This window comes from Flavobacterium sp. NRK1, from assembly GCF_024054175.1.
Classification (GTDB): Bacteria; Bacteroidota; Bacteroidia; order Flavobacteriales; family Flavobacteriaceae; genus Flavobacterium.
Genome location: NZ_JAMXLA010000001.1, coordinates 1,690,794 through 1,703,249 on the forward strand (window position 1 = coordinate 1,690,794; position 12,456 = coordinate 1,703,249).

Here is a 12,456-nt window from a genome sequence, read left to right on the forward strand (position 1 = left end):
TAGAGTGTTTGGTTATTGTTGTTTTAGTTTTTGTTTCTCCTAGTAAGCATTGGCAACTATTTGTTCAAACAGTTCTTGTCTTCCGCTTACCGGTAGGGGTTCTCCACTTTGACGAGCAATTTCACTCAGTGTTTCCAGGGTAAGCTCTCCCTTTTCAAACTTAGCTCCATTACCACCATCAAATGATGCATAACGCTCATTGCGTAATTTTTTATAATCGGTGTTTTGCAAAATATGGTCGGCAGCTATAAGACCTCTTGCAAATACATCCATACCCGATATGTGGGCAATAAATTTATCTTCAAGGTCTATTGAATTACGACGCACTTTAGCATCAAAATTAACTCCACCACCTTGTACTCCTCTGTTTTCAAGGAAAACAAGCATAGCCTGTGTAACTTCATAAACATCTATAGGGAACTGGTCTGTATCCCATCCGTTTTGATAATCGCCGCGGTTAGCATCAATGCTGCCCAGCATTCCTGCATCTGCAGCAACCTGTAGTTCATGTTCAAAAGTGTGGCTTGCAAGCGTAGCATGGTTTACTTCTATGTTAAGCTTAAAGTCATTTTGTAATCCGTATGTTTTAATAAAGTTGATACATGTAGCCGAATCAAAATCGTATTGGTGCTTCATAGGTTCCATTGGCTTAGGTTCAAGTAAAAAGTTGCCTTTAAAACCCTGTTTTCTTCCATAATCGCGGCAGGTAGCTAAAAAACGGCCTAAATGCTCTGTTTCACGTTTCATATTGGTATTTAAAAGGCTCATATAACCTTCACGTCCGCCCCAGAATACATAGTTTTCTCCACCAAGCGCAATAGTTGCATCCATTGCAATTTTTACCTGTGCTCCTGCATAAGCAAGTACATCAAAATTTGGATTTGTAGCAGCGCCATTCATAAAACGTGGGTTGCTAAAAAGATTAGATGTTCCCCAAAGTAGTTTAATGCCGGTTTCCTGTTGCTTAATTTTAGCATACTCTACCATTTCCTGCACACGTTTTTCAAACTCGGCAAGGGTAGAAGCTTCATCTACCATATCCACATCATGAAAGCAGTAATAAGGTATGCCAAGTTTAGACATGAACTCAAATCCTGCATCCATTTTTTCTTTCGCTCTTGCAATAACATTTTCATGTTTATCCCATCCAAAAGTTTCGGTAGGACTACCAAACGGGTCGCCTCCTTTATTGTTTAGTGTATGCCAGTATGCCATGGCAAATTTAAAGTGGTCTTTTAGCGTTTTACCTGCTACCACACGGTTTTCATCATACCATTTAAAGGCCAGCGGATTTGTACTTTCCTTACCTTCATATTGTATCTTATCTATAGTACTAAAGAATGATTGATTTGTTGCTGTGCTCATTGTGTTGAATTATATTAATAGTGTTTTTCCATTGCTCATATATCTCCCCATATTGCTGTCTCAAAGCCGCGTTAGGTTCAATGCGGTCTATGCATGTAAGGCTTTCAAAAGCTTCGTTTAGCGTATTAAAATATCCATAGCCATAGGCAGCGCCGCGTGCGGCTCCATCTGCTCCGGCAGTATTGTAAAGTTCTACTGTGGTTTGTGTTGTATTGGCGAAAATTTCCCTAAAGACAGGGCTTAAAAACAGGTTGGCTTTACCGGCGCGCACTACATCGCCCGATGCCCCTACAGATTTCATTACATCAAAACCATAATTCATGGCAAACACAATACCCTCACACGCAGAGCGCACCAGGTGTGAAGATTGATGAATATTGAAATTGAGGTTTTGTATGCCCGATGTTGCCTGCTTATTATTAAAAATGCGCTCAACGCCATTACCGAAAGGATAAAAACGAAGTCCTTCACTTCCTACAGGTGCTTTAGCAGCTTCTGCATTTAGTTTTTCGTAAGATACAAGCTCGTTGCTTCCTATCGACATTATTCTGCGTAGCCATTGGTATAATATGCCCGAACCGTTTATGCAAAGCATTACGCCATTGCGTTTTTCCTGTTCGGTGTTATTTACGTGTAAAAAAGTGTTTATGCGGTTATTAGCATCATAAGTGTCATTATCGCTAACCGCATATACTACTGCAGATGTTCCTGCTGTAGTTGCTATTTCGCCCGGGCGAAGTACATTTAAAGACAATGCATTATTAGGCTGATCACCGGCACGGTAAGTGATTTTTACATTTGGGCTAAGTCCAAGCTCCGAAGCTACTGTTGCATCTATATCTGCCTGATGGCCAAAATTGGCAACAATTTCAGGAACCAGGCTTTCCGGTAGTTCCATAGCGTCTAAAACTTCGGTAGCAAGTCGTCCTTTTGAAAAATTCCATAAGGCTGCTTCAGATAGTCCTGAAGTACTGGTTTGGGCTTTGCCCGATAGTTTTGCTGCTATAAAATCGCCTGGAAGCATAAAATAAGCTGCTTTTGCAAAAACCTCAGGCTCATTATCTTTTACCCATTTTAGTTTAGAAGCCGTAAAGTTACCCGGACTGCCTAAAATTATTTTCTGGGCATTTTCATGACCCATAAGATCATAAATAGTATCGCCTGTTTCTGCAGCACGGCTGTCACACCATATTATCGACGGGCGAACAGGGTTTAGTTGTGCATCTGTAAGCACAAGACCATGCATTTGATACGCAATACCTATGCCTGCTATACGCTTAAGGTCTATATTATGTTTTGCATTAAGCTGTCTTATCCCTGTTTTAACATATTGCCACCAAAGGTTAGGATCTTGTTCTGCCCATCCAAATTTTGGAGCTATAATATCCATCTCAAAATCAGGGACACTGACTGAAGCCAAAATACTTCCTTTTTCGGCATCGAGAACCGAAAATTTTATTGATGAGCTTCCTAAATCTATCCCTAAAAAGTACATACGGTAGTTATTTTATTATTGTAAATTAATTATTAAGAAATTTCAGCGGCTAATATACTACAACGATTTTTCTTATGGTTAATTTGACCACAAGTATAAAACATTATTTTCATATTAACAAAATATTAAGTGAAAAAATTAATTATTACCATTTGTGGCTTAGTATGTTAGCATATGTTTAAAAAATAAGGGATGTTGGTTATTTTGAAAAAATGCCTATATTCGTTGGGATTTAATTGAAAATGATGGTAAAAAAAATTATAGATAAGGAATCCGGAAAAGTAACTGAACGTTCGGTAATGAATGCCATCACAATTGACTCTGTTGTTTTTGGCTTTGATAAAGGTAGTCTTGAGGTATTGCTCGTTGAGCATGCCGAAGGTATTCGCAAAGGAGAATGGGGTCTTCCGGGAGGATGGATACATGAAAATGAAAGCATAGATAATGCAGCTCACCGACTATTAGCAGACCTGACCGGACTTGATAATATTTACCTTGAACAGCTCAAAGCATTTGGTGAACCAAACCGTTTCCCGTTGGGGCGTGTTATTACAATAGGTTACTATGCTCTTGTAAAAAGAGAAGATTATAATATTAAAGCCGGTTTTACCGCATCTGATGCTAAATGGTATAAAATTGCCGATGTGCCTAATCTTATTTACGACCATAACGAAATATTGAATTATAGCCTGCTTAATCTTAGAACACGCGTGCGCCAGGCTCCTATTGGGTTTAACCTTCTGCCTGAAAAATTTACTTTATTTGAGCTGATGCAGCTTTATGAAGAAATTTTGGGTGTGGAAATGGATAAATCTAATTTCAGAAGAAAAATACTCCGTATGAAACTGCTTGTGCCTCTTGATGAAAAACAAAAAGATGTTTCGCACCGTGCTGCTCAGCTTTATGAATTTGATCCCAAAATCTATGAAAAGCTTACTAAAAAAGGATTCAATTTTGAATTTTAGATAAAAGGAACTTCGGATTATATATTCCGGAGTTCCTTTTTTAAAGTGAGCCTCTTTCAATAAGCTTGCTTTTATTTTCAATCTGTCTTTTATCCTGATGAATGATCATTTCGGCAAGCAAACGTCCCATTTCCATAAAATCTGTAGAAATGGTTGTAATGCCATTACTTACAACCTTTTTTAATGGAGTATCATTATAGGATATAATGCCGATATCTTTTCCTATAGTGAAATTTTGAGCTTTAGCCTGTTCAATAACGCTAACTAAATGACGGTCGTTAGGTATTACATATACTTCACCGGATGTTAGTGTACGGTTTTCAAAATCGGAAATAATAGCATGTTTATAGCCGTTGTTGATACAAAAATTTGTAAAGCCTTCTGCAATGCCTGGTGGTTGTTTAAATGCCGGGAAAATGAGTATGAGCTTTTTGTACTTTTTTAGTTTTTCTATGCCTACGGTAAGGCCATCATAAATATTTTTTATAAAGTTTTGATGTACCGAAGGGTAGTTTTTAAGTTCAGAATTAGTTTGATCTAATATATATACATCATTTTTAGGCAGGGTTTTTATACTGTCTGCCGCACCATTAAGTGTAGTGGGCATAATAATATACTTGGTGTAATCACCATTATTTTCATTGATTAGTTTTTTAAATACATCAATACTGAAGTAGTGAAAAAAAATATCTACCTGAGCTCTGTTATCCATGGTTTCAATAAACGAATTATAGAGATCTTCCTTAAATGAATTAAATTCATCAAACAGCAAAAATATGCGCTGTTCAAAACTAAATTCCTCACTCTTTATATAATATCCCTTTCCAAGCCTGGCATATATTATCCCTCTTTTCTTGAGCTCGTCATATGCCATTAATACAGTATCTCTGGATAGTGAAAATTCAAGCGCTACCTTATTAACGGAAGGCAGCTTATCGCCTTTTTTAAGCCGCTTTTCTGCAATGCCTGTTTCTATAGACAGTATGATCTGTTTATACTTCGGTAAGCTTAGCTTATTGTCAATAGTAATTATTTTCATAATAATGTAAACTGGTGGCTAATATACAAAAACTGGTAGGTACCGGTATGATGCATTGGCATTAACTTTTATTTTTGGCGATGATTCTATAAAAAAATAATGGAAAAAAATCATATTTCACATTTTTCGGGTAATAGTATTGCGAAATTATTTGGCACCCTACAAAATGGCACTGAGGTTTACTCTTACACACTTTCTAATGGTAAAGGATTGGAAGTTAGTTTTATAAATTATGGAGCTGCAATAACTTCGTTAATTGTTACAGGTAAGAATGGAGAAAAGACCGATGTGGTTTTGGGGTTTGATACGCTTGAGAGTTATGTAGAATCATATAATCTGCCAAGTCCACCTTATTTTGGGGCTGTTATAGGCAGATATGCCGGGCGTATTGCTAATGGGCAATTTGCCATTGATGGACAGCAATTTAAACTGAATAAAAATCTTGGAAATAACACATTACATGGGGGTAAATCAGGATTTTGCAATGTAGTGTGGAGTGTTAAAGAAATAATTCAGGAGGGAGATAGTGCTGCTATAGTATTTTCTTATACAAGTCCTGACGGAGAGGAGCATTTTCCGGGTGAGCTTAAAACAGAAGTGAAATATACACTTACACCTGATAATGAAATTGTAATAGAATATAATGCTGAAAGCAGTGAAGATACTGTTATAAACCTTACACAGCATAGTTACTTTAATCTTGACGGACATAAACATGATGTTTTAAGTCAGCAACTTATGGTAAACAGTGCAACATTAATAGATATTACCAACGATGGCATACCGACCGGAAAATATATTGAAACCAGCGAAAAAGGATTTGATTTTAAAACGCCTGTGGCTTGTCCGGGCAAAATAGATAATTCGTTTGTGCTTTCATCTATGGAGCAACCGGCAGCCACACTTTTTAGTGAAAAGACCGGACTTAAAATGACTGTATTTACAGATCAGCCTTCGGTACATATTTATGTAGGAGGTAATTGTTTTGACAGGATTACAGGTAAAGATGGCGCGGCTTATCATCCGCATAGCGGAATTTGTTTTGAAACACAAAATTATCCTGATGCACCAAATCATGATAATTTTCCTTCTGCGATTTTACGTAAAGGAGAACAATATATACAAAAGACTATGTGGAAATTTGAGGAGCTATAAAATACCCTTTAGGTAAATATTATAATGAAAAAGAAATTAGTAAAAGGAGTAACAGATTATTTTAAAGAATCGTTTAAAACAGGACCCCAACATATTTTTTTGTCTCCGGGCAGAATAAATGTTATTGGGGAACATGTAGATTATAACGATGGCTTTGTATTGCCGGCTGCGATTAACAAATATATTTGTTTTGCAGTTTCAGAATCAGGTACTTCTCAATGTACATTTATTGCAAAAGACCTTAACGAAACGTATTCATTTGATTTAAATGACGATTTAAAGCCTACAGATATTATGTGGGCTAATTATATTTTGGGTGTTTTATATCAATTAAAAGAGCGCACCAGCAATCTTAAAGGTATAAATGTTGTTTTTAGCAGCACTATACCCATGGGCGCGGGCTTATCATCATCGGCAGCACTTGAATGTGGTGTTGGTTATGTATTTAATTATATGTTTGATATTGGCCTGAGCAAAGAAGATATTGCACTTATCGGACAAAAATCAGAACATACATTTGTTGGGGTTAACTGCGGTATAATGGATCAATTTGCCAGTGTTTTTGGTAAAAAGAACAGCGTAATAAAACTGGATTGTAATTCACTGGAATATGAATATCATAAAGCTGACTTTAAAGAATATTCGCTATTATTGCTTGACAGCAATGTAAAACACACCCATCTTACATCCGGTTATAATACCCGCCGTCAAGAAGTCGAGCAGGGATTAGCCATACTTAAAGAAGCTTATCCGGGTATTAAAACATTTCGTGATTGTAACGAAGAGCAGGTATTGGCACTTCGTGAAAAATTGGGAGAAACCATATACAAACGCTGCCATTTTGTGGTTCAGGAAATACAAAGGGTACTTGATGCAGTAGAAGCACTTGAAGCTTCAGATTTTAATAAATTAGGAGCGCTTATGTTTGCAACCCATGAAGGACTAAGTAAAGAATATGAAGTAAGCTGCGATGAGATTGACTTTTTAGTAGATGCTGTAAGACAGGATGAAAATGTACTTGGTTCGCGAATGATGGGTGGCGGTTTTGGCGGCTGTTCTATCAATCTTGTAAAAAAGGGAAGTGAAAATAGTATTATAGAACGCATTAAAGCCGAATATAAAGCCAAATTTGGCATTACCATGAAAGCGTATAAAATTAAAATTTCAAAAGGCACAAGCCTTTACAAAAGATAATATGCAGCAATTTGATAATAATGAGCATCCGCACAGGCGCTATAATCCTTTAACAGGAGAATGGGTGCTGGTATCGCCACACAGGTCTAAAAGACCGTGGCAGGGGCAAAAGGAAGCTGCCTCAAATACTGCATTGCCAGCTTATGATCCTGAATGTTATTTGTGTGCCGGCAACATCCGTTCTAATGGTGTGAGGAATGATGAATATACCGATATTTTTGTTTTTAATAACGATTTCCCTTCCTTGCTTACAGATGAAGTTTCAACGCAAGAGAACAGTAGTTCTTTATTTCAGCTTAAGCCGGAAAGGGGTATAAACAAAGTAATTTGTTTTTCGCCAAGGCATGACCTTACCATTCCTGAAATGGAAATAAGCGCATTGGTTAAGGTGGTAGAAACCTGGAAAGAACAGTACACAGAACTTGGTAGTAAAGACTTTATAAACCACGTACAGATTTTTGAAAATAAAGGTAGTGTAATGGGATGCAGCAATCCGCACCCGCATGGGCAAATATGGGCGCAGTCATCATTACCTACGCTTGTTGAAAAAACACAGGCAAATTTGTTAGATTACTACGAAAAAAACGGTAAAAGCCTGCTTGCAGATTATCTCGCAGAAGAGCTTACTAAAAAAGAGCGAATTGTAGTCGAAAATGAGCATTTTGCAGTTGTAGTTCCTTTTTGGGCTACCTGGCCTTATGAAACAATGATTATAAGCAAAAGGCATTTTGGAGCTATTACTGAAATGACAGCGGAAGAAACGCTGGCATTTGCCGAAATATTAAAAAGGATTACCGTAAAATATGACAACCTTTTTGAAACCTCTTTCCCATATTCTTCCGGAATACACCAAAAACCTACCGATGGAAAGCCGCATCATGAATGGCATTTCCATATGCATTTTTACCCGCCATTACTTCGTTCGGCTTCTGTAAAGAAATTTATGGTAGGATATGAAATGATGGCAGAGGCGCAGAGGGATATATCTCCTGAAAAAAGTGCCGAAATTTTAAGGAATCTCCCTGAAATACATTACAAGCAAAAAACTATATAACTGAATTCACACACATGAAATTATGAAAGCATTATCTACCGCTGACTATATCGTTTTCTTATTCTACTTTGTTCTTATTGTAGGGTACGGGTTTTGGATATACAACAGGAAAAAGAAAGAGAGTACAAGCAGTAATGATTATTTTTTAGCCGAAGGTTCATTAACATGGTGGGCTATTGGAGCATCGCTTATTGCCAGTAATATTAGCGCCGAACAATTTATTGGTATGAGCGGGAGTGGCTTTAAAATGGGACTTGCCATTGCTACTTATGAATGGATGGCAGCAGTATCGCTTATTGTAGTAGCTGTTTTCTTTATTCCGGTATATCTTAAAAATAAAATATTTACAATGCCGCAGTTTTTAAACCGCAGGTATAATGGTACAGTAGCAATGATCATGGCTGTTTTCTGGCTATTGCTGTATGTAGTTGTAAATCTTACGTCAATATTATATTTAGGGGCTTTGGCAATTAGCAGTATCTCAGGGTTCGATCTTAACCTTTGTATGGTATTCCTTGCGTTTTTCTCTATCATGATTACTCTTGGTGGTATGAAGGTTATAGGGTATACAGATGTTATACAGGTATTTTTCCTGATATTAGGAGGGCTTGCAACAACCTATCTTGCGCTTAACCTTGTAGCCGATCAGTTTGGTGGTTCGGGTATAGTAGATGGTTTTAATTTAATGACCACTCATGCCGGCGATCACTTTGAAATGATATTTGATAAAACAAACTCTAATTATGCCGATCTTCCCGGGCTTTCAGTTCTTATAGGGGGTATGATTATTATTAATCTTAACTATTGGGGATGTAACCAATATATAACACAGCGTGCTCTTGGTGCCGATCTTAAAACAGCACGTGGCGGTATTCTGTTTGCATCATTCCTTAAATTACTAATGCCAATTATAGTTGTATTACCGGGCATTGCTGCTTATGTATTACATCAGCAGGGTGGTTTTCAAACAGAGATGCTTCAGGGTGGAGAATTAAATCCTGACCGTGCTTATCCGGTACTGCTTAACTTACTGCCGGCAGGATTAAAAGGATTATCTTTTGCGGCACTTACTGCCGCAATTGTAGCATCGCTTGCAGGAAAAGCAAACAGTATAGCAACCATATTTACGCTTGATATTTATAAGCAAAAACTAAACGTTGGAGCCAGTGAACAAAAACTGGTTAAAGTGGGTAAAATAACTGTTTTAGCAGCTATGGTTATAGCTATACTTATAGCGCCGTTTATGGGTATAGATAAAAAAGGAGGCTTTCAGTTTATACAGGAGTTTACAGGCTTTTTAAGTCCGGGTATCTTTGCCATGTTTATTCTTGGCTTCTTTTGGAAAAAAACAACATCAAATGCCGCTTTGTTCGGAATGATCGGCGGATTTGCTTTCTCGGTATTCTTTAAATTCCTTCCTGGCTTTATGGATCTTTCTTTCCTTTATGACTGGGGATTTGCTGTGCCTAATGCAGAAGGCATTTATGAAATACCGTTTATAGACAGAATGGGCTTTGTATTCCTTATATGTGTTACTGGTATGTTCTTTATAAGTGTTAAAGAAAGCCGTAAAGGAGTTTCTCCTAATGGTCTGGAAGTAGATACTTCAATGTTTAAGGTGTCACCGGGCTTTACTGTTGGCGCACTTATAGTTACTGCTGTTATTGCAGCGCTTTACACTTTCTTCTGGTAGAATTTTGTTAGCTTCATGTAATAGAAAACCCTTTTTGCAGCAATGCTTAAGGGGTTTTTGTTTTCAGAATGCCGTATTTTATAAATTAAGCTATAGAATTATAAGGCCAGATTAAAACTTAAAACAGGCTCTTTTTCCTGACCGTTTATAATAATTGACAATTGATGCTCGCCCGGATAGAATACTCGTGTTGTTATAGCTTTAAATGACTGGTTTCTAGTTATGACAGCTTGCTCCCCAGGCTGGTATGTTTTTTCACTTATTTTAAATACTTTTTTAGCAAGTTGCCCTTTGGCTTTCATGTAATACATTCCATATTCTAATCGTACGGTTTGCGGTTGCAGGCTTATGTTTTTTATGCCAAAAGTAAACGTTACACTGTCGCCCATTTTTACCACAGGCGTAATTATTTCAAAATCTGAAAATTCAATATGTATGGCATCAAGTCCGTATATTTTTAATATTTCTGCATGTCCCTGTTTCAATAAGGTACGGCTGCCATGTTTAACAATAGCATCTGTTAAGGTATTGTAGCCTTTCCATTTTTTTGCAATATCAATAACCACATCAGGGTGGTCTTTTGCAATATCATTAATGTTATTAGCAACGCTGCGGCGCACAAATTCAGAGGGATCATTCTTTAGATTTTCCAGTATAGGCAATACCGCCGACGGATCTTTTTTTAGATGAGGTATCGCCATAGCCCAGGGTAATCTTGGCCGGGCGCCTTCGCTGGCAAAACGGCGCACTTTGTAATTATCGTGTAGCGACCAGGCCTGCATTTGTTTCATCATCTGATCGGGATATTTTATCAGGAATGGGCGAACGGCAAACTCGCAGCTTGTATATTGGGTAACATATTCAAGCGCTTTTATAGCATCATCATAATGATCAAGGCCATATACTTCTATATAATCGGGTAGAAACATACTAGCTAGTCCGTCTTCTCCAAAATTGGCCTGCCTTGCATTTTCTATTATGGTTTGTAATGCATCTACAGCTAGGGCAAAATCCTTTGGCATAAAATGATGCAGCACAATAGCAGTATGGCGCATTCTTTCTTTTAGTTCTTTATTTTCAAAACCATCTGAATTTATTAGTCTTATAAATTCTGCCTTATCAAAACCGGGAATAGATTCTGTAAGTATAGCCGATAATCTGTTGTAAAAAGAAGGAGAATATAAATTTTTAAGGGCGCTCATTTTTGCTGTATTTAAAGCACAAATTTACTTTATTTAAAGTAGGCTTTAATACTTGCTCTGAAAAAAAAGAACCCTTTAGTTGTTATGCTAAAGGGTTTTCTATATAAACTATTTTTCGGTAATTTTAATGGCTCTGTAATTTACCATAAGTATGGTCTAAAGCATTTTTAAGTTTATCCGTGGCACCTTTAATGGCTTTTTCTACGGTGTCGGCATGGTTTGTAGCAGCTATAGGTTTAAGTCCTTCAGGATGCGCTTCAATAGTACAACGCTTGTCGTCGGGTCCGGTTTTTGCTCCGTTTTCATCTGCTACATGAACCTTTATAGTGGTTATTTTATCATCAAATCGTTTTAAGCTTTCCTGTATTACTGTTGTAAAGTAATTTTCTATCCTTTCATGGCCATTATCGGCGCAATCAATGCTGAACTGTATTTGCATAGTTGTTGTTTTTATTGTTTTCTTTATAGTAAAGTTACGCTTAATTTTCTGGATTATGAAGTGTATTATAATAAGATTAATAATTGTTTGATTATAATACTATAGAAAAAATATATTGACATTTACTTTGATTAATATACCAATTGGTATAATTTTGTAAAGTGAAATACGAAAAGGAATAATGAGTAAGGCAGAAAAAACAAGACAGTACATAATTGAAAAAACGGCACCTATTTTTAATATGAAAGGTTATGCCGGGACTTCTATTAATGATATTACAGAAGCTACTGGCCTGACTAAAGGGAGTATATATGGCAATTTTGAAAATAAAGATGAGGTTGCTCTGGCTGCCTTCGATTATAATTTTGCTAAAGTTTCTTCTATTGTCAAAACAAAAATGGCTGCCAAGCATCATACTATAGATAAGCTTAAAGTGTACCTTACTGTATTTTTAGATTTTAATAATTTTCCAATATTACATGGCGGATGCCCTGTACTTAATACAGCTATTGAATCTGATGATACACACGGCAAGCTGCGTGCTAAAGCAGTATCGGCTATTGAAAAATGGTATGCAAACATTGAAGGCATTGTAAAGGAAGGGATTAATAACGGGCAGATAAAGCAGGGTACTAATGCCAAAGATTTTGCAGGTGCTTTTATAGCACTTATTGAAGGAGGTATTATGCTTGCAAAGGTTACAGGAAAAATGCATGGACTTAAAGCCGCAGTAAAACAGGCTGAAAAGATGATAACGGATATAGCCACTTAAATTTTTTATTAAAAAATATACCTATTGGTATATTGATTATGAGTGATATTTTTTTTGGATTAAAATATACCGATTGGTATAAA

General features: G+C 36.8%; 11 protein-coding genes. 6 read left to right on the forward strand and 5 right to left on the reverse strand.

Features of this window, described 5'->3' with window-relative positions; translation table 11 throughout:
• Positions 1-39: 39 nt before the first annotated feature.
• Together xylA and NHE85_RS07725 are read right to left on the reverse strand one after the other, a co-directional pair.
• Positions 40-1,365 (reverse strand): xylose isomerase, encoded by a 1,326-nt coding sequence (xylA, locus tag NHE85_RS07720; RefSeq protein WP_252811321.1) that lies wholly within the window; start codon positions 1,363-1,365, stop codon positions 40-42.
• Positions 1,334-2,860, reverse strand: a complete 1,527-nt coding sequence (locus NHE85_RS07725) for an FGGY-family carbohydrate kinase (RefSeq protein ID WP_252811323.1) — start codon at positions 2,858-2,860, stop codon at positions 1,334-1,336. Before NHE85_RS07725 ends, xylA begins: the two co-directional genes overlap by 32 nt.
• Positions 2,861-3,105: 245 nt before the next feature.
• Between NHE85_RS07725 and NHE85_RS07730 the strand changes: the two genes are divergently transcribed.
• Complete coding sequence (locus NHE85_RS07730; RefSeq protein WP_252813286.1) at positions 3,106-3,825, forward strand: NUDIX domain-containing protein; 720 nt, start codon at positions 3,106-3,108, stop codon at positions 3,823-3,825.
• Positions 3,826-3,865: 40 nt separating this feature from the next.
• Here NHE85_RS07730 and NHE85_RS07735 read toward each other — a convergent pair whose 3' ends face one another.
• Positions 3,866-4,864, reverse strand: a complete 999-nt coding sequence (locus NHE85_RS07735; RefSeq protein ID WP_252811325.1) for a GntR family transcriptional regulator — start codon at positions 4,862-4,864, stop codon at positions 3,866-3,868.
• A gap of 99 nt (positions 4,865-4,963) precedes the next feature.
• On the opposite strand from NHE85_RS07735, the gene NHE85_RS07740 reads away from it, so the two are divergent.
• The 4 genes from NHE85_RS07740 to NHE85_RS07755 are packed head-to-tail and all read left to right on the forward strand — an operon-like array spanning position 4,964 to position 9,960.
• Positions 4,964-6,019: an aldose epimerase family protein gene (locus tag NHE85_RS07740; protein ID WP_252811327.1), complete on the forward strand. Its 1,056-nt coding sequence runs from the start codon at positions 4,964-4,966 to the stop codon at positions 6,017-6,019.
• Between the two features lie 24 nt (positions 6,020-6,043).
• A complete protein-coding gene (gene galK, locus NHE85_RS07745; protein WP_252811329.1) occupies positions 6,044-7,213 on the forward strand; it encodes a galactokinase in 1,170 nt (389 codons plus the stop codon).
• A gap of 1 nt (position 7,214) precedes the next feature.
• Positions 7,215-8,267, forward strand: coding sequence for a UDP-glucose--hexose-1-phosphate uridylyltransferase (locus tag NHE85_RS07750; RefSeq protein WP_252811331.1), 1,053 nt, complete (start codon positions 7,215-7,217; stop codon positions 8,265-8,267).
• 22 nt (positions 8,268-8,289) lie between these two features.
• Entirely contained in the window at positions 8,290-9,960 is a 1,671-nt protein-coding gene (locus NHE85_RS07755; RefSeq protein ID WP_252811333.1) for a sodium/sugar symporter, read from the forward strand.
• Positions 9,961-10,058: 98 nt separating this feature from the next.
• Here NHE85_RS07755 and NHE85_RS07760 read toward each other — a convergent pair whose 3' ends face one another.
• Positions 10,059-11,162 carry a DNA alkylation repair protein gene (locus NHE85_RS07760; protein WP_252811335.1) on the reverse strand — a complete coding sequence of 368 codons (1,104 nt, stop codon included), beginning with the start codon at positions 11,160-11,162 and terminating at the stop codon, positions 10,059-10,061.
• Positions 11,163-11,286: 124 nt separating this feature from the next.
• Complete coding sequence (locus NHE85_RS07765; RefSeq protein WP_252811337.1) at positions 11,287-11,601, reverse strand: HPF/RaiA family ribosome-associated protein; 315 nt, start codon at positions 11,599-11,601, stop codon at positions 11,287-11,289.
• A 181-nt stretch (positions 11,602-11,782) separates the two neighbouring features.
• Here NHE85_RS07765 and NHE85_RS07770 point away from each other — a divergent pair, with 181 nt between their 5' ends.
• The gene (locus tag NHE85_RS07770; protein WP_252811340.1) at positions 11,783-12,373 is read left to right on the forward strand and encodes a TetR/AcrR family transcriptional regulator; all 591 of its coding nucleotides are present in this window, start codon (positions 11,783-11,785) and stop codon (positions 12,371-12,373) included.
• Positions 12,374-12,456 lie beyond the last annotated feature (83 nt).